The organism is Rhizobium sp. UBA1881, from assembly GCF_002338015.1.
Lineage (GTDB): Bacteria > Pseudomonadota > Alphaproteobacteria > Rhizobiales > Rhizobiaceae > Rhizobium.
In genome coordinates, this window is sequence record NZ_DDHH01000180.1 from 12,192 (window position 1) to 35,608 (window position 23,417).

Below are 23,417 nucleotides of genomic sequence, written 5' to 3' on the forward strand. Positions count from 1 at the left end.
GCCAAGAAGCAGTATCCCGACGGCTGGGTCTCGCCCAAGCCCTACATCCGCATCGTGCCGCAGCCGAAGGGCTGAGCACAGGAGACGTCCATGATCTTCCGCCAGCTTTTCGACCCCGCATCCAGCACTTACTCCTACCTGATGGCAAGCAGGCGGGGCGGGGAGGCGTTGATCATCGATCCTGTGCTTGAAAAGGTCGATCGCTACCTGCAACTCATCCACGAACTCGACCTGAAGCTGGTCAAGGCCGTGGACACGCATCTGCACGCCGATCACATCACCGGTCTTGGCGCCTTGCGCGACAAGACCCATTGCACGACCGTGATGGGCGAGCAGACCAAGGCCGATGTCGTCTCGATGCGCCTCTCCGACAACGACAGGCTGACCATCGAGGGCTTGTCTCTGGATGTCATCTACACGCCCGGCCATACCGACGATAGCTACAGCTTCGTCCTTCCAGACCGTGTCTTCACCGGCGACACGCTGCTGATCCGCGGTACCGGCCGCACCGATTTCCAGAATGGCGACCCGCGCGCCCAATTCGAATCCATCTTCGGCCGCCTGCTGAAGCTGCCCGATACGACGCTCGTCTACCCCGCCCACGACTACAAGGGCGACACGGTCTCGACGATCGGCGAGGAGAAGGCCTTCAACCCGCGCCTGCAGGTGCGCTCGGCCGACGAATATGCCGATCTGATGAACAATCTGAAGCTTGCCAATCCGAAGATGATGGACGTGGCGGTGCCGGCCAACATGAAGATCGGCATGGATCATCACGACGTCGACAGCCACGGCTGGTCATTGAGCGTGCGGCAGGTCTTCGACCTGATGGGCAGGCCCGATGTGGCGCTGATCGACCTTCGCGAGGATAGCGAGCGCCAGCGTCATGGCGTCATCCCGTCATCGCTGCATTTTCCCTATCCGGCGCTTGCTGAAAGCATCAGCGCCGGCGGCGTTCTGCATGAACTGGGCGTATCCACCACCAAGCGCCTGGTCTTCTACTGTGCCTTCGGCGAACGCTCCGCCATGGCGGTCCAGGCCGCGCACGACGCCGGCATCGCATCTGCCTGCCACATCGAAGGCGGCATCGACGCCTGGAAGAAGGCCAACGGGCCCGTCACCCACTGACCTGTCTTGGCTTATGAACAAAGCCGCCTGATCAGGCCGTCTTCGCCACCGGTACTGTCTCGCCGAGCCACGTCGCGCAATCGGCAAGCGCCCGCTTGGCGATCAGCTGCCGCTTCATGATCGTCTTGTCCTTGCCGCGAAAGCGCTTCACGCCCTCGGGCTTTACGATCGAGCCCGGCTCGAGTTCCGGGAAAAGCCCGAAATTGATGTTCATCGGCTGGAAGGAACGCTTGCCCGGTTCCTCGTCGTTGCTGATATGCCCGCCGGTGATATGGCCGAGCAGCGAGCCGAGCGCGGTCGTTGCCGGCGGCAGCGATACCGTTTCGCCCTTGCGCTCGGCAGCCGCGAACCGGCCCGCGAGCAGGCCGACGCTGGCGCTTTCGACATAACCTTCGCAGCCGGTGATCTGGCCCGCGAAGCGCAGGCCTGGCCGCGACTTCAGCGTCAGCGAACCGTCGAGCAGCGTCGGCGAGTTGATGTAGGTGTTGCGGTGCAGGCCGCCGAGACGGGCGAACTCGGCATTCTGCAATCCCGGGATCATCTTGAGGATCTCGGTTTGCGCGCCGTATTTCAGCTTCGTCTGGAAGCCGACCATGTTGTAGAGCGTGCCGAGCGCGTTGTCCTGGCGCAGCTGCACGACAGCATAGGCCTTGACCGTCGGATTATGCGCGTTGGTGAGCCCCATCGGCTTCATCGGCCCATGGCGCAGCGTCTCGCGTCCGCGCTCGGCCATGATCTCGATCGGCAGGCAGCCGTCGAAATAGGGCGTGCCTTCCCATTCCTTGAAACCGACCGTGTCGCCGGCAATCAGCGCATCGACGAAGGCATTGTACTGTGCTTCGTCCATCGGGCAGTTGATGTAATCCTTGCCGGTGCCGCCAGGGCCGACCTTGTCGTAGCGCGACTGATACCAGCAGATATCCATGTCGATGCTCTCGCGGTAGACGATCGGCGCGATGGCATCGAAGAAGGCGAGCGCATCGGCGCCCGTCTCGGCCTGGATGGCGCTGGCAAGCGACGGCGCCGTCAGCGGGCCGGTGGCGACGATCGCCAGATCCCACTCCTTCGGCGGAAGACCGGTGATCTCCTCGCGAACGACGGTGATCAGCGGATGATCGTGCACCGCCCGGGTGACGGCTTCCGAGAACCCGTCGCGATCGACAGCCAACGCGCCGCCGGCCGGCACCTGGTGCTTGTCGGCGCAGGCCATGATCAGCGATCCAGCCATGCGCATTTCCGCATGGATGACGCCGACGGCATTGGCGGTCGCGTCGTCGGAGCGGAACGAGTTGGAACAGACGAGTTCAGCCAGATGGTCCGTCTTGTGGGCATCGGTGCCGCGCACGCCGCGCATCTCGTGCAGGATGACGGGAACGCCGGCGTTTGCGATCTGCCACGCGGCTTCGGAGCCCGCGAGCCCGCCGCCGACGACGTGGATGGGAGAATGGGAAGAGGTCTGGGTCATGCGCGGCTGATTATCACGCCGCGCCATGACAGCAAACTGGATATTGGCAGGAAACCGGATATTTGAGCGGCACCTGCCGTACCTCGGTCGCTCCCACCATTCTCTAGAGATCAAGCTCCAGCCGCGTCTCGCCCTTGGCCGGAACCGCGCAGCAGATCAACGCCTCGTCCTCGCCAACCTCGGCAGTCGGCTCGCTCACATAGGCGACCGCGCCCGACAGCACCTTGGTCCGGCAGCTGCCGCAATTGCCGAGCCGGCAGCTGAACTCCGGCTGCAACCCGCGCGCCTCGGCAAGCTCGAGCAATGTGCCGCGCTCAGGCTCCCATCGCGCCTCTTTGGCCGATCGCGTGAAATAGACCGGCACCGGCACATCCGCCGCCGCCCGAGCCTGCACGGAGGCAGGCTCAGCCGAAACGCCACCCGATCGCGCAACCGATGCCACGCCAAACGCCTCGGCATGGATCCTGTTATCCGCGACATTCAGCCCACGCAGCCCGTCATAGACCGACTGCATGAAGCTCGGCGGGCCGCAGAGGTAGAAGTCGTAATCGTTGAACGGCAGCACGGCGCGCAACAACGCCATGTCGATCCGCCCCTGCGCCTCATAGTCTCGCCCCTCGACCGCTCCGGAGACATCCCCAAGCAGCCGGACCAGCCTGACAGCCCCGCCGGATGCTGCGACAAGTGCGCCGATCTCATCGTCAAAGGCGCGCTCGGCCTTGCTGTGCGCGGCATAGAACAGCCACACCGGCCGCATTCCGCGCTTGCGAAACCCCTCGTAGACGACATGCCTGAGCATGGCGAGCAGCGGCGTGATGCCGATGCCGGCCGCCAGCATCACCGCCGGTCGCGGCTCCGCCGCATCGATGCCGAACGAACCCCCCGGGGCGCGCGCCTCGATGATATCGCCGACGACAATGTGGTCATGCAGATGGCGCGAGACGACACCCTCCCGCTTCACGCTGATGCGGTACCGGTTATCGGACGGTGCCACCGACAGCGTATAGGTCCTAATCAGCGGCCGATCCTCGCCGGGAACAGTCACGCGTATCGGCAGATATTGCCCGGCCGCATGCGCGATCAGCCCGCCGCCATCGACGGGCTCCAGGTGGAACGAGCGGATGCCGGCACTCTCATCGACAATCCGTGCCACCCTTAGCGGCCGCCAGCGGCTCGCCATCTCGGCGGCGCTGATGCGACCGGCCGCCGACTTCCAATCGCCGGTCATCAGCGCGTTCGGCGATTGCCCGTCGGCACGCGAATTCCACCGAAGCGGCAGCGCATCCGCCCGGTAGACGACACGACGCGGACGGAAGCGCCACAGACGCTCCGCACCCTGGAAAGCGGCGATCTCCGGCGAATCCAGAACGACTTCGGCATCACCAGACAGTTGCAGCAGGTCGCCGCTGTCGAAATCGACGAAGACAAGACCGGCGCGGCCATTGATGAGAATATTGCCGAGCGTATTGAAGAACAGATTGCCGGCGAAGTCGGGGATCGTCAGAACACCATCCTCGCCGATTCGCACGAAGCCCGGCTTGCCGCCCCGGTGCGAAACATCCACCTGCCGCTCGCCATCGTCACGATCGGCATAGGACGCCACGAAGAACGTATCCGACTTCGTGATCAGCGCCATCGCCCGGGTATCCAGCGCCTCCGAAACAACGGCCGGCACGGCCGAGGAGAGTTCAGGCTCGCGGCTGAAGCCGAAATCGCGCAGCTGGATGTATTGCGGGCAGTTCCCATAGGATTGCCCGACCGCGACATCGAAGCGCTCCGCTGTGCTGCGTGCGATCGTGCCGTTCAGCCGGTTTCGTCGGCGCGTCTGCAGCTCGATCCCGAGCATGCCGATCGCATCGCCGTCCTCCATCCCCCGATCGGCCGGATCGCCCGGCTCGCGCGCAAGCTTGACGCTCAGCGTATGCACATCCGGACTGTCGAGGAACCCAGGATAGTTCGCCCGCAGCGTCGCCCAGGCGTCGCCATTGGCGTCCACCGTGCCGAGCACGATGAAGGGCAGCTGCGGGTAGAACTGGCGATGCTGGTCTATCAGGTGGTCGCGCAGCACGCGCGCGCCCACATCCTTCATGCGCGCGGCAACGCCGGCCTTTTCCTGCAGGGCAATCTCCCCGTCATGCCACGGGGAAGGCTTTTCGGTCTGCTTCAATGCAAGCATGACATTCTCCTTCGTGGGTCTTCAGGATCGGCGCCGCCGCGTGGCCTGTCTCAGGCCGCGTCGGGAATGCCGATCGCCGTCTTCTGGAATGGCCGGAAGCCGGGCAGCGCTTCCATGCGCTTCAACCAGGCGCTGACATTGCCGTAGCGGAAGCGATCGACATTCCCCTCCGGCGCACGGGCGATGTAGCTGTAGAGCGCGACGTCGGCGATCGTCGGCCGATCCGCCGCGATCCATGCCTTGCCGGCCAGTTCCGCGTCGATCAGCGCCAGAATGCGGTGCGCGCGTCCGATCACCTCTTCGGTGTCGAAGCTCGCGCCGAACACCGTCACCAGCCGCGCGGCGGCAGGGCCATAGGCGATCTCGCCGGCAGCCACCGAAAGCCAGCGCTGAACGGAAGCGGCGCCCACGGCATCCTCAGGCAGCCAATCCGCCGCATGCTTCTTGGCGAGGTAGACCAGGATCGCATTCGAATCCGCAAGCACCAGCCCGTTATCATCGAGAACGGGAATCTGCCCGAACGGGTTGAGCGCCAGGAAGGCGGGCTTCTTGTGCTCGCCACCGGCGAGATCGATGTCGACAATCTCGGCGTCGATCCCGGCAAGCGAGATGAACAGGCAGGCGCGGTGCGCATGGCCGGAAAGCGGGTGCGAATAGAGCTTCATGGAATTGGTCTCCGTTGATGTTGGCGGAGAGAATAATTGTTCCTGATTTCGTATGGAATTTAGATTATAGGAAAGGGACTGTTTCTCTGTGCGGAATAAAAGGCTTCGATATGGATCGGCTTCAATGCATGAAAGTCCTTGTGCGGGTTTCCGAGACGGCAAGCTTCGCGGAAGCGGCGCGACAGCTGCACATGAGCCCGCCCGCAGTCACCCGCGCGGTGGCCTTTCTCGAGGATACCACCGGCGCGCGCCTCTTCGTGCGGTCGACACGATCGGTGAACCTGACCGAGGCCGGCCGCCGCTATGCCGATGACTGCAAACGCATTCTGGCCGAGATCGACGAAGCCGAGGCCTCCGCCGGCGGCTCGCACGCGACGCCATCAGGCATGCTGACCATCACCGCGCCCGTGCAGTTCGGGCAGCTGCATATCATGCCTGTCATGACCGAGTTTCTCGATATCCATAAGGGCGTGACCGGCCGTGTTCTGCTCTTCGACAGGATCGTCAGCCTGGTGGAGGAGGGGATCGACGTCGCGATCCGCATCGGCCGCCTGCAGGATTCCGACCAGACGGCGATCAAGGTGGGAAGCGTCCGCCGCGTCGTCTGCGGCGCACCGTCCTATTTCGAACGCCACGGCGAACCGAAGAAACCCGCCGATCTCGCCAACCACGCCACGATCGTCAACACCGGCTCGTCGGCACCCCTCGACTGGCATTTCGCCCCCGACGGCGCCGCCGCAACGCTCCATCCGCGCCTCTACTGCAACACGGTCGACGCCGCGATCGCCGCGTCGGTCACCGGCTGTGGACTCTCCCGCCCGCTGTCCTACCAGGTCAGCCGTCACGTCGCCGCGGGCCAGCTGCGTCTGACGCTCGAAGATTACGAAGAACCGCCGCTGCCGATCCACGTCGTTCATGCCGAGGGCCGCCACGTCTCGGCCAAGACACGGGCCTTCGTGGATTTCGCGGTGGAGAAGTTGCGGGCGTTGGAGATGTAGGTGAACAATGAACTGCGATGATCCAATCGCCGCTAGGTCTTAGGAAGGGCCCCAGTAATAGCAGTAGTCCTCATCCTCGCCGATGTACTCCCAGACGCCGGCGTCATCGATCTCGAGATCGTTGCAGGCTGAAGATGGGCCCGCGTTGAATGTGGCCTTTGGAGCGGTATGCGCCTTCGCACGAATGCGCCGGCCCATGATCATTGGCGGCCTGGCGCGTCCATCGGCGCCTGGAGGGATTTCGGAATGGCAGTGAATGCAGCGAGTAGCGGCGACTTTGATCTCTTCCTTGCAGATCGGGCAGGCACGAGTTTTAGCGTTTGGGTCAGCCATCACGTTGTCCTTGGGAAAGTTGATCGGAGCACTTGGATGCACTGGGGGATCGGGGGTGCAGCTCGGCTATGGGCAAGCCACGCCCGTGAATGCTGTAATGAGCTATTGCGCGCGCCGGCCCGCATTTTGGCCGAGTGCGCGGCACACTTTATTCGGCAGTTGTATTTTAGGCAATCGTGATATTTAGGAGGCGCGACCGGAGCGCCCACAAAGGAAAAGCCCGGTGCGGACTAATCCGACGCCGGGCTTCTGACGGATCGCATAGGGCGATGCATCCGTGGCAAGGTGGATTTCAAACCTTGCATCGAGATAACTGGCAAGCGGATCGATCGTTCCCTACCTGATAAGAAATTCATTGGGCCGCTTCACGTAGTCATCAGCTGTACGCCATAGTGTGCCTACGAGGAGCGGCGTCCGCGGACCTAATCGATCCTCTTCGGTCGGGTAGCGTATGGGAAAATGCTTCGGCTCAGCATGTAAGTCGCCCAACGCAGCCCTGAATTCCTCGAACTTCTCAACAGGATCGGCGATACTTCTGGCGTCTGGGAACAACCCGCTCGAGATTGCGTATTGGTGTGTGATGCGGGCGTTGTGGATAGTTGCCTCTCTCACCGGCGCCACAAGGTTATCTAGCCACATATCGTTAATTCGGTGAGAGAAGGCTACAGCACGAGACTTAGACACTCCATTGTGGAGGAGGCAGCCTTTGAGCAGTAGCTCAAGGCCATGACCCACCAAGTGCAGGGTAGGGGTGAACAGCATACCGCTTTGGCCATCTTGCATCTTCTCGTCGAGAACGCTGGCCGCTTCAAGAAAGCACTTGGCTCGGCTGATGAATTTGCCAGCGTCGGTATCGAAGAAGTCGTGTGTCATAACATTCCCCAGACGGACTTGAATGGTCTCCGACGCAACATGATACTCGGTTGCTACCGTGCAATATCGACCAAATCGACCATTCTGGATCAAAAAAAGTTATAACGGGGCTGTATCAAAATAAACAGTACACAATAAAATCAATAACTTAAAACGCGAAAACGGCGCCCTAAAGGCGCCGTTTTGGGTACTTCAGGCGTTCCGCTATTAGCGGAAAGCGCGCGAAGCGATGTTGTGGATCTGGTAGCGGCTTACGCCGATGTCGGCGAGGGCCTGGTTGGAGAGGCTGCCGAGTTCGCTAAGGGTACGGCGGTAGCTAATCCAGCTCTTTGCAATGCGGATCGGGTTCATGGGGTAGTTCCTCAAGATCAGTTCAGTGAGCGGCGCGATTGCCGTCTCAGTGGTTGACGCTGATATAGGTGATCCCGGTCATATTGTGCAGTGCATTTATTAGGCTCCTGCCATGCAATTGTGCAGTACGATGCACAGATAAAGCGCAAGCGTCACTTTTTGAGCAGGCGGAATACGGGGCTTTGGCGCAACTCAGGCGTTAATGAGGTGTTAAGACAAAAGAAAACGCCCGTTGCCTGGTGGCAGCGGGCGTCTTGGTGAGGGGATTGGCTTGGGAGGAAGCGAACCGCCCTGAGATCAGCGAAGATATTAGCGAACGGCGTCGCGAGCAACGCGCTGGATGTCGGCGCGGTCGATGCCGAGGTCGTGCAATTCGCGGTTGGTCATGCGGCCGAGTTCGGTAACGGTCTGACGATACTTGCGCCAGTTGTTGAAAGAGCGAGAAATGTTCATGTCGGTCCCCTTTCCGAGGGCTTGCGTCTGCCAGCTGCCGCCTATCGGCGCTGACCTCTATTTGATGAGCTGAATATATATTGCACTGCGAAGAGCTAACAGAGACAAGAATTCAACGCACATATGCAGCCGCTGCATTTCTCAAGCTGTAAATGGCACGATTTGGCCACGTTCTGGTCAATCAATAGGCAAAATGAGCAATCCAGCGGCGTCGGCGCGGATGAGCCGCCCTGCGGATGATAAAACGAAGACGCCCACCGGATGCGCAATCCGATGGGCGTCCATACGTATGACCGGCAACTGGGAGGAGGATGTTGCAGGTCGATCGGGGTGTTTGGAAGAGAGGATAGATCCAAATCCCGATCATGTCGGCGGAAATCATATCCGAAGGCGTCCGGTAATCCGGTCCGGGTACATCCCGGCTGCGCGCATGCTCAATGGTTTTGAGTGAAGAGTGCGATGCAGTATCTTGGCCGTCTCCATGCGCAATATGCATGGCAAGACGAAGCCTATGCGCAAAGTCTTGCCGGGCGATTAACGGCAGCTCCGAATGTCTGTGCCGAAAGGGTCTGTGAAGGAAATAACAAGGAGCCGTTTCCTCAATCACCAAACCGCGTCTATAAGGTTGAAAATGAGGCGCGCCGGAGGGCTGTTTGCGCGCGATTTGCGGGGTAGGGCATGTATCGCGGACGTCTGGAGAGGGATTTGTCGCAGTGGGTCGGCAAGGGGTTGCTCACCGAGCAGACCGCCGATGCGCTGCTCAAGGAATATGACGGGCGTCCGGCAAGCTTCAGTCTCGGCAATGTGCTGATGATCCTCGCCGCCATCCTGCTCGGCGCCGCGATCCTACTGGTGGTTGCCTCCAACTGGGAGGCGATACCGCGTCTCGTCAGGATGTTCTTCATCCTCGCGCTTATCTGGTCCGTCCATCTCGGCGCCGGCGCGGCCTTGGTCCGTGGCCAGATCGCCGCCGCCAACGCGCTGCTCGTCATAGGGACGCTCACCTTCGGCGGCGCCATCTCGCTGGTCGGGCAGATGTATCATCTGTCGGGCGATGAGCAGACGGTCATGTATCTCTGGTTCGCCATGGCCGTGGTCTCGGCCGTGCTGTTCCGCTCAGGCGTGGTGTCGGGCGTGGCGGGCTTCCTCGCCTGGGGCAGCTTCGGCCTTTATCTCAGCGGCTCCGACATGCGCCTGATGACGCTCGATTCATGGGCAGCGCCCGTCATGGCGGCGGTCGTCGTCGCCTTGGTGCGCTATACCGGCGCCGGCCGCGTGCGCCATCTGGCCTATCTGCTGCTGCTTGGCTGGCTCGCCTGGCTCTACACGCTGAATTCCGACCTGTGGCTGGCGCTGATCTATGTCATCGGCGGCATGGCGGTCTTCGTGCTGGTCAGCCTGCCCGTTGCGCGCCTGTCCTCGCTGATCAAGGGCGCCGGTGCAGCACCCGCCTTCTATTCCTTCCTGCTAGCCGTCATCGGCCTTTTCCTGCTGCATGTTGAGCTCGATGCCAGCAAATGGGTTCTCCCGCTCGGCGTCGTCACGCTCGCCGCCTCCGTGCTGGCGATCGCCTTGCAGGGGCGTGACAACGGTGCCGTCCGCTATCTGGCCTACACGGTCTTCGCCGTCGAAATTCTCTATCTCGGCTCGGTGACAGTCGGTTCCATCCTCGGCACCTCGGGGCTCTTCCTCTGCTCCGGCCTCTTCGTCGCCGCCGTTGCATGGATCGTCATCCGTCTCGAACGACGATTTGCCGGCAAGGCCAGGGAGGCGGTCCAATGAGCATATTCTCCTTCAAGGGCTACTCGAAGCGCCGTTGCGTCACCGCCGCCGTCACCGTGGCGCTGCTGCAGACGGCCGTGCTCGGCTATATCGTCCAGAGCCGCGCATCCGTCCTGCGCAACGGAACGCAGGTTCTGTTGAAGACCGCGCCCGTCGATCCGCGCGACTTCCTGCGCGGCGATTACGTGGTGCTGAACTACGACATCTCCTCCGTACCCGTCTCCTCGATATCAGGCGCCATGCCGAAGGAGGCGGCCGAGCGCAGCCTCTGGGTGCGCATCAAGCCGGGCGAGGGCGGTTTCTGGCAGATCGCCGAATCATCCTTCGACAAGCTCCCGCCAGCCGACGGTACGGCCGTGCTCCACACCCAGCCCTTCTATAGTTACGGCGAGACATCGCAGGCCGAAACCATCCGTGTCGAATACGGCATCGAGCGCTATTACGTTCCAGAAGGTGCTGGACATGCGCTGGAAGAGGCGCGCCGTGATGGGCAGGTGTCGATTGCTGCAAGCGTTGGCGCCAATGGCATGGCGCAGATCAAAAGCCTGCTGGTGGACGGCAAGCCGGCCTATGAGGAGCCGCTTTACTGAGTTTGACCGGTTGCAGCCGCAAGTCCGCGCGGTGGCGGGAAAAATCGCTGTCATTTGACCTTCATTTTTCCTTTGCCTCCTCCAAATCGGGTGATATAGAGACGCCGCGCTCCGGAAGGCCTCATGTGCAGGCATATGCATGCGGTTTTTGAGAACGCGGGTATGGTGAAATTGGTAGACACGCCAGATTTAGGTTCTGGTGCCGCAAGGCGTGGGAGTTCAAGTCTCTCTACCCGCACCAAAGCTGGCTTGCAGGCGAGGGACCGAAAACGGTGCCCCTCGATTGCCCGGAGCCAAGCGCCGTTCCGCTCACGCAGAACGAAGAAGAATTGAGAACAAGCCACGCCCGGCACTTTCCGGCGTCGTGCTCATCGAAACGAACGGCGTCTGGGCACGGCCGCCACGAATTGAAGGTAGGAAGACATGCAGGTTATCGAAACGCTCGCTGAAGGGCTGAAGCGCGAAATCAAGGTCGTAATCCCGGCCAAGGACATGGAAACCAAGATGAACGAGCGTCTTGCCGACGTGAAGGACAAGGTCCGGATCAACGGCTTCCGTCCGGGCAAGGTTCCGGCCGCTCACCTCAAGAAGGTTTACGGCAAGTCTATCATGGCCGACCTCGTCAACGAGATCGTCCGCGAACAGCCGACCTCCATTCTCGCCGAGCGCGGCGAAAAGTCCGCCACGCAGCCTGAAATCGCGATGACGGAAGACAAGGACGAAGCAGAACTGATCCTGTCGGCTCAGAAGGATTTCGAGTTCACGCTCTCCTACGAAGTTCTGCCCCCGATCGAACTGAAGTCCGTCAAGGGCGTCAAGATCACCCGCGAAGTCGTTGATATCTCCGACGAGGAAGTCAACGAGCAGGTTCTCAAGGTCGCTGAAAGCGCCCGTTCCTACGAGACCAAGAAGGGCAAGGCCGCAGACGGCGACCGCATCACCATGGACTACGTCGGCAAGGTCGACGGCGTTGCCTTCGAAGGCGGCACCGACCAGGGCGCCGAACTCGTTCTCGGCTCGGGCCGTTTCATCCCGGGCTTCGAAGAACAGCTCGTCGGCACCAAGGCTGGCGACGAAAAGACCATCAACGTCACGTTCCCGGCTGACTACCCGGCCAAGAACCTCGCTGGCGCTGAAGCCACCTTCGACGTTACCGTCAAGGATGTTGCTGCTCCTGCCGACGTCGAAATCAACGACGAACTGGCTCAGAAGCTCGGTCTGGAATCGGCTGACCGCCTGAAGGAAATCGTTCGCGGCCAGATCGAATCGCAGTACGGCTCGATGACCCGCCAGAAGGTCAAGCGTCAGATCCTCGACCAGCTCGACGAAATGTACAAGTTCGAGACCCCGGCTTCGCTCGTCGACGCCGAGTACAACGGCATCTGGAACCAGGTCGCCAACGACCTCGCACAGTCCGGCAAGACCTTCGAAGACGAAGACACGACGGAAGAGCAGGCTCGCGAAGAGTACAAGAAGCTCGCTGAGCGCCGCGTCCGTCTCGGCCTCGTTCTCTCCGAAATCGGCGAAAAGGCCGGCGTCGAAGTGAGCGAAGACGAAATGCAGCGCGCCATCTACGAGCAGCTGCGTCAGTATCCGGGCCAGGAAAAGCAGATCCTCGAATTCTTCCGCAGCCAGCCGGGTGCGGCCGCTTCGATCCGCGCGCCGATCTTCGAAGAGAAGGTCATCGACCATCTGCTGACCGAACTCGACGTCACCGACAAGAAGGTCACCAAGGAAGAGCTGCTCGCCGACGAAGAAGGCGAAGGCTCCGAGAAGGAAGCCAAGAAGGCCGCTCCGAAGAAGAAGGCTGCTGCCAAGGCTGAAGCCGCTGAAGGCGAAGAAGCTGCTCCGAAGAAGAAGGCCGCTCCGAAGAAGAAGGCTTCCGAGGAAGGCGCCGAGTAATCTCCGGCCAATCGATCCAACGAAAAACCCCGCTTCAAGCGGGGTTTTTTGTGCTCAAAATTTGAGGTCAGGCAACAACACCGATTTCAGCCCGCCCGATGCGCATGCGTGAGCTCGTTGACCTTCTTGATATGCGAGACCGCCGCCTGACCGCCCGCCGTCTTGGTGAAGAGCTCCAGCGTCTCATCCTCGTGGTCACCGACAGGTGTCAATGCCTGGTCCATATAGGTCTTGGCATTCTTGTCGCGTGAAATCATGAAGGCGGTGACCGCCAGTCGCGCGATCGTACCTCCGAGCTTCAGATGCTTGGTGATCGTCTCGCCGATGAAGCGCGGCCAGAAGACCAGGGCGCTCTCGCGTGGCAAAACCGGCCGGCGCTCCGAGGGATGTTTCAAGCGCAACAGCCCGCTCTGCAGCGGATGCACGTTTTCGAGCGGCACGGTGGTGGCGAACGACACCAGCACCTTCACCAGCCGCGCCAGCGGCACGCCCGTCGCCACCGCCCGGCGCAGCAGCGTCTTCATATGATCAGGCGAATAGTAGAGCGACCAAGCCTCCTGATAGATGCTCTCCCACTCCTGCTTGCTCATCTTCGGATGGTCGGTGCAGACATGCTCGACATCATAGATGTTGAGATCCGGATCCATCGCCACGCCCTTGCGGAACAGCGTCTGGTGATCTTCCGAGCCGGGCAGCGGTGTCAGCACGAAGAACTCGATCACATCGAGCGGCAGCTCGTGCTGGATGATCGCGATATCGCGACGGATCGATTCCGGCGTATCGGCCGGGAAGCCGAGAATATAGCCGGCCAGCGTCATGATACCCTGCGCCTTCCAGGCGAGCAGCATCTTGCGGTATTCGGTGATCTTGTTCTGGTTCTTCTTCGCCGCCGTCAGATTGTCGGGGTTGACGTTCTCCAGCCCGATGAACACGCGGGTGACGCCGGCGCGCTTCGATTTCTCGATGAAGTTGGGGATCTTGTGGCACAGCGTATCGACCTGGATCATCAAGCCGAGCGGAATGCCATCCTTTTCACGCAGTTGGATCAGCCGGTCGAAGATCGCCTCCCAATCCTTGTTACGGGCGAAGTTGTCGTCGGTGATGAAGAACTTGTGGATGCCCTGCGTCCAGTTCATCCGCACCAGCTTCTCGACATCATCGGCTGTGCGGAAGCGTGACTTGCGGCCCTGTACGTTGATGATGGTGCAGAAGGAACACTGGTAAGGACAGCCGCGCCCGGCATCGAAACTGGTGCTCAATCCAAGCGTCTGCGCGACATTGACCTTCGGCAGGAACGGAACCGCCGCACCCTCGATGCTCGGAAGATCGTTCATGAAATTGTAGAGCGGCGCCAGAGCACCGGATGCCGCGTCCTGCAGCACCTTGTCCAGCCGCCCCTCGACTTCGCCGGCGAACATCGAGATGCCCATCTCCCGGCATTCGTCGAGGCCCACGGCGTGGCCGTCGAGCATCGACAGACAGCCGGACACATGAAAGCCACCCATCGCAACAGGAATGCCGGCATCGCGGAAAGGCCGGGCGATGTCGAGCGCACGCGGATACTGGTTCGATTGCACGCCGACCAGCGCCACCATGCCGAAATTGCCGTTGGCTTTCAGCTGCCGCAGCAATGCTGAGGTGTTCACCCGCGTATTGGTCTCGTCGATAACGGTGATGTCGATGCCGACACCGGGTCCGAGCACCCGCCGCTCGGCGCAATCGGCGGCAATTCCATAGAGCGCCGCCAGCGAATTGGACGGGATCATCGCCCGCCACCAGCGAATGACATAGCCATCGTCGTCATAGTGCGACGGCTTGATGAGGATGAGTTGAAAATTCCGGTCAGACGTCTCGGACTGTTCGCGCACGTTCACTCACTGGTAAGAGAGAACCCCCACCAGCGACGCTACCAGAGACTGCGGATTATACAAGAGACGCTTTTGCGACGCCGACGCGCCCACGATCGGGCGGATCCGGAAAGTCTAAGCTATTGTTTAAACTGTAATATGCGTGTCGCGACCACCGCCCCGACACGCAAAATCGCGCGATCACAATTCGGACTTGATATCGCCCATCCGGTTCCAGGCATCGAGGCCGGCGATCTTGTAGGCTTCGGCGAGAGTCGGGTAGTTGAACGTGTTCTCGACGAAATACTCGACCGTTCCCTTGAGATTGAGCACGGCCTGGCCGATGTGAACCAGCTCGGTCGCGCCTTCGCCGACGATGTGGACGCCGAGCAGGCGGCGCGTCTTGAGCGAGAAGATCAGCTTCAGGAGACCGGTATCGAGGCCCATGATATGGCCGCGCGAGGTCTCGCGGAAACGGGCGATGCCGCATTCATAGGGAATGCCGCGTTCCTTCATCTCTTCTTCCGTCAAGCCGCAGGTGGAAATCTCCGGCACGGCATAGATCCCGTAGGGGAAGTATTTCGGCGGCTCCTTGGCCACGGCGCCGACGGCGACGCGCGCCGCGATGCGGCCCTGTTCCATCGAGGTGGAAGCGAGGCTTGGGAAGCCGACCACGTCGCCCGCCGCGTAAATGCCGGGCACGGATGTCTCGAACGTCTCGGGATTGACCTTGAGGCGGCCACGGCTGTCGGCCTCGAGGCCCGCCGCCTTCAGGTTCAGCGCATCGGTGGCGCCCATGCGGCCTGCCGCGAACAGAACCATGTCTGTCACCAGGCGGCGACCATTGTCGAGAATGAGCTCGACCTTGCCGTCATCGAGCTTGGTGACCTTCTCAGCCTTGGTGCCGAGCATGATCTTCATGTTGCGGTCGCGCAGCTGGTAAGTGAAATCCTCGACGATTTCCTTGTCGATGAAGTCGAGCATCGTCGACTTCGGATCGATCAGCGTGACGGCGGTATCGAGCGCGCTGAAGATGGTGGCATATTCGATACCGATGACGCCGGCACCGATCACGACCATGGAGCGCGGCAGTTCCTCGATATCGAGCAGCTCGTCGCTGTCGAGAACCGTTCTGTTGTCGAAGGGGATATAATCCGGGCGGAACGGCTTGGTGCCGACGGCAAGCAGAATGCTGGCGGCCGAGACGCGCATGACTTCGCCGTCGTCCTTGACGATTTCGAGCGTCGAGGCATCGATGAAGCTCGCCTTGCCGCGCAGGTGCTGCACGCGGTTGCGCGCGAACTGGTGCTCCAGCACTTCGACTTCATGGTCGAGCGTGATCAGCAGGCGGCGACGCAGGTCCTCGGCGCTGATCTCCTGCTTGACCCGGTAGGCCTTGCCGTAGAAGCCGCGCTCGCGCCAGCCGGAGAGATTGAGCGCCGTCTCGCGCAAGGTCTTCGAGGGGATGGTGCCTGTATGAACGGAGACGCCGCCGACGCGCTTGCCCTGCTCGATGACGAGCACCTTCTTGCCGAGCTTGGCGGCCTGAATAGCACCACGGCGACCGGCCGGGCCGCTCCCCACAACAACGAGATCGTATTGAAACATGGAAGCAGGCCCCGGTTGAAAAGCTGGAATCATATTGCGACGCAAAATGGCGCGTTCACAGGTATCCGGTCAATGTTGCAGATTGATTTACGGCCGAATATTAGGAATGAGCGAGACGAAATAAGGGCGGCGGTGTCGGTGCTGCAGGATGGTTCGCCATAGAGGCGGCCATCGACGATGAGAAATAACAGGTCGCCGCAGAATAGCGGACCAGACCCGTGCGGGGAAATTCCCGGCGGGCGATTCAGATCAGCCGCAAGCCCTTGAGGCTGGCATGGCCGTCCTTGCCGATGATGATGTGGTCGTGCACGGTGATGCCGAGCGGCTTGGCCGTATCGATGATCATCTTGGTCATGTCGATATCGGCACGCGATGGCGTGGGGTCGCCGGACGGGTGGTTGTGGACCAGAATGATCGCGGTGGCTGAAAGCTCCAGCGCGCGGCGCACCACTTCGCGCGGATAAACCGGCGTATGGTCGACGGTGCCATGCCCCTGGACTTCGTCGGCGATCAGCGCGTTGCGCTTGTCGAGGAACAGGATGCGGAACTGCTCGCGCGTTTCGTGCGCCATGGCGGCGTGGCAGTATTCGATGACAGACGACCAGGACGACAGCACCTGCTTGCCGCGCAGCTCGCTCTTCAGCGTCCGGTGGGCGATGGTCGAGATCAGCTTCAGGTCCAGCGCCACAGCCTCGCCGACACCCTTCACCTCCTGCAGCAGCGCGATCGGTGCGCCGAAGACGGCGGCGAGCGAGCCGAAGCGCTCCAGCAGCGCCTTGGCGATCGGCTTGGTATCGCGGCGCGGGATCAGCCGGAACAGCATCAGCTCCAGCATCTCGTAATCGGCAAGCGCTGTATCGCCATGATCGCGGAAGCGCTGGCGCAGCCGCTCGCGGTGGCCGTGGTAATGCTCTTCCTTGGCAGGCGAGGGCCGGAGCGCTGCGGGCTTGCCGGCCTGCTCGGCGAAAAAGGACCGCTCGTCCATGCCATCGTCCTCATCCGCCGCGAAAGGCAGCTCCAGGTCTTCGGAATGGGAAACCGGTCCTTTTGCCATCAACTGCTCATTTTGTGAGGGGTGGCAGGCCCGGGCGGTCGAGCCCGCCGGGCGACAGCGTGAAGATCTCGCAGCCATCGGCGGTGACGCCGACCGTGTGCTCGTATTGCGCAGACAGCGACCGGTCGCGGGTAACGGCGGTCCAGCCATCAGCCAAGACCTTCACATGCGGCCGGCCGAGGTTGATCATCGGCTCGATCGTGAAGATCATGCCCTCGCGCAGCTCCGGCCCCTCGCTGGCGCGGCCGTAATGCAGGATATTCGGGCTGTCGTGAAACAGCGCGCCGACCCCATGGCCGCAGAAATCGCGCACCACGGAGCACCGCTCGGCCTCGGCATAGGTCTGGATCGCCTCGCCGATGGCGCCGGTGCGCGCACCGGGGCGCACGGCGGCGATCCCGCGCATCAGCGATTCATAGGTCACCTCAAGCAGCCGCTCGGCGGCGCGCTTGACGGTGCCGACGGTATACATGCGGCTGGAATCGCCATGCCAGCCATCGACCACATAGGTGACGTCGATATTGACGATGTCGCCCTCGCGCAGCGGCTTGGCATCCGGAATGCCGTGGCACACGACATGGTTGATCGAGGTGCAGGTGGATTTCGTATAGCCACGGTAATTGAGCGTCGCCGGAACAGCGCCATTCTCAAGCCCGAAATCGAAGACGAAGCGATCGATCGCATCGGTCGTCACACCCGGCTTGACGATATCGTCAAGCGCATCGAGACACCGGGCGGTGACCTGGCACGCCTTGCGCATGCCCGCGAAGGCATCGGCGCCGTAGAGCCTGATGGCGCCGGTATTCTTGGATGGCGCGGAGGAGGCTTCGATATAGTTTACCATTGCGGGGGCCTTAGCGGAAATTGTCGTCATTCATAATGCAGCTATGCCGGGTTCGTCCATTGCGATCAATGGGGGAGGCGCATTTAAGCTATCACGCCTTCATTGCACGCTGCCATCCCATTGGCACCCGATCGAGCCACCCGGCGCCAGCAAGCCGGAAAACGAAAACGGCGCCCTTGCGGAGCGCCGTTTCGCAGTCCTGCCGAGGCAGAAACCAGTATTAGTTGGCCGAGATGTTGACGGCCTTCGGGCCCTTGCCCATGCGATCCGGCTCGGTGTCGAAGGTAACCTGCTGGCCTTCGCGGAGCGACTGGATGCCGGAAGCCTGGAGAGCGGAGATGTGAACGAATACGTCCTTCGCACCGCCATCAGGAGTGATGAAACCAAAACCCTTGTCCTGGTTGAAGAATTTTACGACGCCTTTGGTGGCCATTGGGATAGGTCCTTTTCCCTGTAGTCTGTCTGGTATCCATCCCCCCGAGAGGAAACGGACGGCTTTCACTTTCGCGCTCCCTCATCTTAACTCAGAACGCGAAGGGTCAGTCGAGTAGTTCACGAACGGGGAAAGAACGTCTACGCGCGTGAAGGTCCCCCCACGCCGCCCCTCAAAGAAGGGCTCAGCCACATCAGTCCAGTCACCGGCATGCAAATGCCCGAGTACACAATTGGTGCCAGTAAACGGAGCAAAATGCAAGCGACATTATTCTGACACCAGCCGCTCCAAAGCGGGAATGGCCAAAGATTCAAACACTTGACGATTGGTAACGGCGAGCCGGTATCGCTGACCCATTCCGGGAATGCGTACCGGAACGGCACGTTCACATCCTCAATCCGTGCGAATGCCCAACTGTTGGGCGACTGCCCGCTAAACGCGAGCGAAATTCCCGGTAGACGCGAGTGCGATCAGCGGGCCGCGCCGGCGCTGAGCTTGTGCTGCACCATGTCGGCACTCCCGCGCACATAGGAGACGGCAGGCTTGCCGGCGGCATCGGCGGCGGCGTAAGCGATGATCGTGACGTCTTCCTCATAGGTCGAGACATAGAGCACCTGGGCCGGATTGACGTAGATCGTGTGATTGTGGGTGTTCTTGAAGCCGACGAATGCCATAAAAGTCTCCTACCGTGTCTCGATGCGAGATATGCCACGCGGGCGTTGACGCAAGTTTAACGCGATGTCGGCGGGCGGGGCGCCGGGGGCGGGGGCGGTGGCGATCACGATCGCGATCGCGATCGCATCAGGGTGTGGCCTGCGCTTCCTCCTGCGGGTGCTCGAAGACCGGTGGCGCTTTCTCGGCGATAAGGGCAAGTGTCTCATCAAGGCAGGCGAGCGCCCGGGCGTCGCCGGCAAGGCAATCACGGACGACCGACACCGTATGGCCGCGCAGGTCCGGCGGCAGGAGGTCAAGGAGCCGGAACATCGCGCCGTGCTCTCCATCGCGAGCATCGGCGCAGGCCATCCCGGCCCAGCCGAGATAGTCGGTGAAGCAGGGTGTGTATTCCGAGGGCAGCGTATGGACGCAGGCGAGCTTGCTTCCCTTGACGGCGATGCGCTGGCAGGCGCGAGCGCGGCGGCAGCGGTTGATCGGGCAGGTTAAGACCGGCATGGACAGCATCTCCGATGTCCTCGCCGCCAGCGCAACGATCAACTCGAGACCGAGGCGGTCCTTGAGGTCCTTGCCGGGATTATCATGGGCGTGCTGCGGCATTGCGGTCCTCTTCGGTTCCGGCGCGCGGCAAGGCCGTCACGCGGCTGGTTTCACCCGTGGCTTGATCCTGCACTGCTGGCGCCAGCCCGAAGGCGGCAGTTCGGACGGGGTGCTGGAAAACACCTCGATAGAGTAAAAAATATGGTGCCTTCCAGCACCCCGTTCGGCGGTTTATGAACGCAACTCCGGTCTCTCTGCCTTCTCGCCCAACTTCGCGACGAGACCATGTGTGCCTCACAGGCACGTCCGGGCTCGACTCGGACCCGTCTTGCGACGGAACCCGCCGTCACCGGAGGGAGACCATTTTCTGCGAACCCCGGATGAGAGAGCTTGCGTCCTCCTCAAACACCCAGCGCCGACCCCACCTCGCCGGCACGCCTGCCGGTGTATCCGTGGTGGGGTGAGGGGATGATGGCATGGGTGGGGAGGGTGGGGGAAATTTTCGACAGAAAATTTCTACTGAAGCTACGAGCGCGATCAATCAATTTAGACGTCGCTGAGCAGTCTTTCGTGTAGCTACATCTGATGCAGCTGATTGCCTGCTCCTTCGGTCACGATGGCGGTTGTGCAAAATCACCAAAGGTTGTAGCCGATGCTTGACTTGCACTACCGAAGTGAGGATTGTTTCTCTATTTATACTGATTACTTCGGGGAATTATGGCTGACCGTTGGCATGTGAATTGGCTCAGTGAAGGTGTTGAGCAATGGAACAGACGCCGCAAGAAAGTGACGTTCGCGCCGGATCTGTCGGGGATAAGATTTTTCGATTTGTTGCCGCCGGACTTTCGCGACGCGCCGAAGACATCGCGTTTCTTTGAACGCATTGATCTATCCAACGCTAACTTGGCCGGAGCGGATTTGTCTGGCCTGAATTTTTGCAACGCGGCCTTTTCTGGTGCGAACTTGACTGAGGCAGACATGTCTAAGTCTAATTTCGAAAAGGCGAAGTTCACTCGTGCCAATCTAGCCGGTGCAAATATCGCTCGCTCATTATTTTCGGGCGCAATTTTCGACAATTCAATCGTAACCGGCGTCGCGTTTGAGAGCGCACATATATCCAGCGCCTTGTTCATTGGAAGTAAACTTGACACCAAACAGCAGAACGTAGCGGCTATACACTCGGTTCGAGTTTTTCCCGATCGAGAGTCCTATCGGTCGGAACTCGCTGAGCGTGCAGATTCTTCCAAAAGCAGCGCCAAGCCGCACTTCCTAAAAGAAGTTAAAGAGGAAAAACCAAAGACCAGAAAGAATAAGTACGATGTATTCTTCGGAACAAATAGGATTCCGGTCTATACCAGAGGTGTCTTGACGGGGTTTAATGGCAATCTAGACCCAAATCTAAGCTACGGTGTTTGCGAAGTCGACGTTCCGGAAGGGCACCAAATAGGATCGCTAGGTTCACCGTTATGGAAGAGGCTCGTTAACAGAAAAGACGATCGCCTAAAAATAGAGACCTTGATTCCGCTCAACGGCGAACTCTTTTGGTCGTTGCTTCGCGACACTTCACTTCGGATGAAAATCAAAGAACGCCCGACCATATTCGTCCACGGCTTTAACAACAGCTTCGAACAAGCCGTCATCCGATCGGCACAGATAGGATACGACCTTGGTCTTGGACAAGGCATAGGTCTATTCAGTTGGCCTTCTAAAGGAAATCTGCTGAGCTATAATGCAGACGAAGCCGCTGCTGAAGCAAGCAAGTACGCACTAGCTGAGTTCATTGAGCAGTTCGTCAGGCATTCCACACAAGGGAGTGCAAATATTATCGCCCATAGTATGGGATGCAGGTGCGTACTCGGCGCCATCGAAGTGCTTGCCGCTAAGCAGGTGCCGGTGGAAAAGTATCTGAACCAGGTAATATTGGCGGCGGCGGACGTCGATTCCGCGATAATGCCGCACGTTGGGATCTACGCGGTAAAACACTCTACCAGGACTACATCATATATTTCTGATCGGGATAAGGCCTTAAAGATATCCGGCTGGCTTCATAGTTTCCCTCGAATAGGAATCACGCCACCGACCTTCGTTCTTCAAGGAATGGATACAATCCTTGTGAACAATCTGAATTTGGGCGACTTTGCTCACGGATACGTTGGAACCAGCAGGACTATTCTTGGTGACATTTTTACCTTGCTGAGTGCGAATTCTCCGCCAAATGAGCGGCACGCAATTGAAGCAATATCTGCAAGCGGAACAAACTACTGGCGCATAAGGGACTGACGGGAAAGACGCTCGCCTCCGTCCTGCCTTGCCCCGCTTGTCGCTCTTTGCATCCCCGGCATCGTCATAACTTACGACGTCCGTTTTGCCGTGCATCGGGGGATTTTACTGACCAATCCGTTACGCCATACTTGGCGAAAACCGCGTTCACCTCATCGTCGCCCGCAAATTCTCCCCGGTCGGCTTCCGCGAGACCGGCCTCGATTTCAGCCAACTGCCATTCCTCGCGGGCGAGAAAATCCTCGATCGCATCGGCGGCGACGCTATCCGCCGGCTTGGATAGCTTGTCGGCCAGGCGGTCGAGGCGGGCGGCGGTTTCCTCGGGGAGATGGACGGTAATCGCGTTCATGGAGAACCTCCGGTTCAGGCGATTATGGGAGTTTGGTCGGTGGCGTCAAGCTGGCGCCACCTACCGCCCCGGCCGCCCCGTCTTGCCCTTCGTCCGCTTCTGCCTCTTCACATCCCCCGCATCCTCATAGCTGCCGACGCCCGTCTTGCCGCGTACCAGGGGGCGTGGGTCGTCGCGGTCGGGTTGGCCTTCGAGCAGGGGGGAGAAGCGCTTGGTGCTCTTGGCGGCGTCGGGCTTTTCCGGGAGCTTGCCTGACACGGGCTTTTCGGTGCGGCCGACGGTCATTTCGTCGAGGTCGTTGCGGCGGAAGGTGCGGGACGGGATGGCGGTGTCGGTGCCTGGGCCCATGTCGTCGAGGGTGGGTTTCTGGAAGAGGGAGGTCGAGGGCGTGGCCCCCTCATCCGCCCTGCCGGGCACCTTCTCCCCGCTGGGGAGAAGGGACTCGCGGGTGGCCTTGGCGTTCCGCTTGATGCCTTCCATGGCCTTGGACTCCTCGCGCGCCATCGGGTCGTCCATGACGGCGAGTTCGGCGGCCTTGAGGCGTTTGATTTCGTCGCGGAGGCGCGCGGCCTTTTCGAAGTCGAGGTCGGCGGCGGCGTCGCGCATCTGTTTTTCCAGCGCGTTGAGATGGGTCTGCAGGTTGCCGCCCACGAGGTTGCCGCCGTCGGCGAAGCCCTTGCCTGATACACCGGAGATATCGGCGCGGACGTGATCGCGTTCGTAGACGCTGTCGAGGATGTCGGAGATCTTCGCCTTCACCGATTCCGGGGTGATGCCGTGTTCGGTGTTGTACGCCACCTGCTTTTCGCGGCGGCGGGCGGTCTCGTCCATGGCGCGCTGCATCGAGCCGGTGATGTTGTCGGCATAGAGGATGACCTTGCCGTCGACGTTACGCGCCGCGCGGCCGATGGTCTGTACCAGCGACGTCTCCGAGCGCAGAAACCCTTCCTTGTCGGCGTCGAGAATGGCGACGAAGCCGCATTCGGGAATGTCGAGGCCTTCGCGCAGCAGGTTGATGCCGACGAGCACGTCGAAAGCACCCAGACGAAGATCGCGGATGATCTCGATGCGCTC

Annotated in this window: 22 protein-coding genes and 1 tRNA gene; 7 read left to right on the plus strand and 16 right to left on the minus strand. The window is 60.8% G+C overall.

Annotation, left to right across the window (positions count from 1 at the left end; translation table 11 throughout):
• Positions 1-90 precede the first annotated feature (90 nt).
• The gene (locus B3605_RS21955; RefSeq protein ID WP_018900069.1) at positions 91-1,128 is read left to right on the plus strand and encodes an MBL fold metallo-hydrolase; all 1,038 of its coding nucleotides are present in this window, start codon (positions 91-93) and stop codon (positions 1,126-1,128) included.
• A gap of 31 nt (positions 1,129-1,159) precedes the next feature.
• Here the strand turns inward: B3605_RS21955 and trmFO are convergent, their stop codons facing one another.
• The 3 genes from trmFO to B3605_RS21970 form a co-directional block, all read right to left on the minus strand.
• Complete coding sequence (trmFO, locus tag B3605_RS21960) at positions 1,160-2,593, minus strand: methylenetetrahydrofolate--tRNA-(uracil(54)-C(5))-methyltransferase (FADH(2)-oxidizing) TrmFO (protein ID WP_112941448.1); 1,434 nt, start codon at positions 2,591-2,593, stop codon at positions 1,160-1,162.
• A 103-nt stretch (positions 2,594-2,696) separates the two neighbouring features.
• Positions 2,697-4,769, minus strand: coding sequence for a pyridoxamine 5'-phosphate oxidase family protein (locus B3605_RS21965; protein ID WP_112941447.1), 2,073 nt, complete (start codon positions 4,767-4,769; stop codon positions 2,697-2,699).
• Between the two features lie 50 nt (positions 4,770-4,819).
• Complete coding sequence (locus B3605_RS21970) at positions 4,820-5,434, minus strand: glutathione S-transferase family protein (protein WP_112941446.1); 615 nt, start codon at positions 5,432-5,434, stop codon at positions 4,820-4,822.
• Between the two features lie 110 nt (positions 5,435-5,544).
• Here B3605_RS21970 and B3605_RS21975 point away from each other — a divergent pair, with 110 nt between their 5' ends.
• A complete protein-coding gene (locus B3605_RS21975; protein WP_112941445.1) occupies positions 5,545-6,432 on the plus strand; it encodes a LysR family transcriptional regulator in 888 nt (295 codons plus the stop codon).
• A gap of 39 nt (positions 6,433-6,471) precedes the next feature.
• Here the strand turns inward: B3605_RS21975 and B3605_RS21980 are convergent, their stop codons facing one another.
• The 4 genes from B3605_RS21980 to B3605_RS21995 form a co-directional block, all read right to left on the minus strand.
• Positions 6,472-6,765 carry a hypothetical protein gene (locus B3605_RS21980; protein WP_155947784.1) on the minus strand — a complete coding sequence of 98 codons (294 nt, stop codon included), beginning with the start codon at positions 6,763-6,765 and terminating at the stop codon, positions 6,472-6,474.
• 336 nt (positions 6,766-7,101) lie between these two features.
• Positions 7,102-7,638 carry a hypothetical protein gene (locus B3605_RS21985; protein WP_112941444.1) on the minus strand — a complete coding sequence of 179 codons (537 nt, stop codon included), beginning with the start codon at positions 7,636-7,638 and terminating at the stop codon, positions 7,102-7,104.
• A gap of 207 nt (positions 7,639-7,845) precedes the next feature.
• Positions 7,846-7,989 (minus strand): DUF1127 domain-containing protein, encoded by a 144-nt coding sequence (locus tag B3605_RS21990; protein ID WP_018900063.1) that lies wholly within the window; start codon positions 7,987-7,989, stop codon positions 7,846-7,848.
• 309 nt (positions 7,990-8,298) lie between these two features.
• A complete protein-coding gene (locus tag B3605_RS21995; RefSeq protein WP_018900062.1) occupies positions 8,299-8,442 on the minus strand; it encodes a DUF1127 domain-containing protein in 144 nt (47 codons plus the stop codon).
• A gap of 678 nt (positions 8,443-9,120) precedes the next feature.
• On the opposite strand from B3605_RS21995, the gene B3605_RS22000 reads away from it, so the two are divergent.
• The 4 genes from B3605_RS22000 to tig all read left to right on the plus strand — a co-directional run bounded on the left by B3605_RS22000 (position 9,121) and on the right by tig (position 12,716).
• Positions 9,121-10,224, plus strand: a complete 1,104-nt coding sequence (locus B3605_RS22000; RefSeq protein ID WP_112941443.1) for a DUF2157 domain-containing protein — start codon at positions 9,121-9,123, stop codon at positions 10,222-10,224.
• Complete coding sequence (locus B3605_RS22005; protein ID WP_112941442.1) at positions 10,221-10,814, plus strand: GDYXXLXY domain-containing protein; 594 nt, start codon at positions 10,221-10,223, stop codon at positions 10,812-10,814. Before B3605_RS22000 ends, B3605_RS22005 begins: the two co-directional genes overlap by 4 nt.
• Before the next feature lie 156 nt (positions 10,815-10,970).
• Positions 10,971-11,055, plus strand: a tRNA-Leu gene (locus tag B3605_RS22010).
• 182 nt (positions 11,056-11,237) lie between these two features.
• Positions 11,238-12,716, plus strand: a complete 1,479-nt coding sequence (tig, locus tag B3605_RS22015; RefSeq protein ID WP_018900059.1) for a trigger factor — start codon at positions 11,238-11,240, stop codon at positions 12,714-12,716.
• Positions 12,717-12,802: 86 nt separating this feature from the next.
• On the opposite strand, the gene B3605_RS22020 is transcribed toward tig, so the two are convergent.
• The 7 genes from B3605_RS22020 to B3605_RS22050 form a co-directional block, all read right to left on the minus strand.
• Positions 12,803-14,584: a B12-binding domain-containing radical SAM protein gene (locus B3605_RS22020; protein WP_183794714.1), complete on the minus strand. Its 1,782-nt coding sequence runs from the start codon at positions 14,582-14,584 to the stop codon at positions 12,803-12,805.
• Between the two features lie 180 nt (positions 14,585-14,764).
• Positions 14,765-16,171, minus strand: a complete 1,407-nt coding sequence (gene sthA, locus B3605_RS22025) for a Si-specific NAD(P)(+) transhydrogenase (protein WP_112941440.1) — start codon at positions 16,169-16,171, stop codon at positions 14,765-14,767.
• A gap of 244 nt (positions 16,172-16,415) precedes the next feature.
• Positions 16,416-17,225, minus strand: a complete 810-nt coding sequence (radC, locus tag B3605_RS22030) for a RadC family protein (RefSeq protein ID WP_112941439.1) — start codon at positions 17,223-17,225, stop codon at positions 16,416-16,418.
• A gap of 7 nt (positions 17,226-17,232) precedes the next feature.
• Complete coding sequence (map, locus tag B3605_RS22035) at positions 17,233-18,069, minus strand: type I methionyl aminopeptidase (protein WP_018900055.1); 837 nt, start codon at positions 18,067-18,069, stop codon at positions 17,233-17,235.
• A gap of 220 nt (positions 18,070-18,289) precedes the next feature.
• On the minus strand, positions 18,290-18,502 hold the full coding sequence (locus B3605_RS22040) for a cold-shock protein (protein WP_018900054.1): 213 nt from the start codon (positions 18,500-18,502) through the stop codon (positions 18,290-18,292).
• 470 nt (positions 18,503-18,972) lie between these two features.
• Entirely contained in the window at positions 18,973-19,176 is a 204-nt protein-coding gene (locus tag B3605_RS22045; protein WP_111563609.1) for a hypothetical protein, read from the minus strand.
• A gap of 127 nt (positions 19,177-19,303) precedes the next feature.
• The gene (locus B3605_RS22050) at positions 19,304-19,774 is read right to left on the minus strand and encodes a hypothetical protein (RefSeq protein WP_112973404.1); all 471 of its coding nucleotides are present in this window, start codon (positions 19,772-19,774) and stop codon (positions 19,304-19,306) included.
• A gap of 657 nt (positions 19,775-20,431) precedes the next feature.
• Between B3605_RS22050 and B3605_RS22055 the strand changes: the two genes are divergently transcribed.
• Entirely contained in the window at positions 20,432-21,994 is a 1,563-nt protein-coding gene (locus B3605_RS22055) for an alpha/beta hydrolase (RefSeq protein WP_296436047.1), read from the plus strand.
• A gap of 64 nt (positions 21,995-22,058) precedes the next feature.
• Here the strand turns inward: B3605_RS22055 and B3605_RS22060 are convergent, their stop codons facing one another.
• Together B3605_RS22060 and B3605_RS22065 are read right to left on the minus strand one after the other, a co-directional pair.
• Entirely contained in the window at positions 22,059-22,343 is a 285-nt protein-coding gene (locus B3605_RS22060; RefSeq protein ID WP_112945722.1) for a CopG family ribbon-helix-helix protein, read from the minus strand.
• A gap of 60 nt (positions 22,344-22,403) precedes the next feature.
• The coding region (locus B3605_RS22065; RefSeq protein ID WP_296436049.1) for a UvrB/UvrC motif-containing protein at positions 22,404-23,417 on the minus strand (1,014 nt) is incomplete at its 5' end.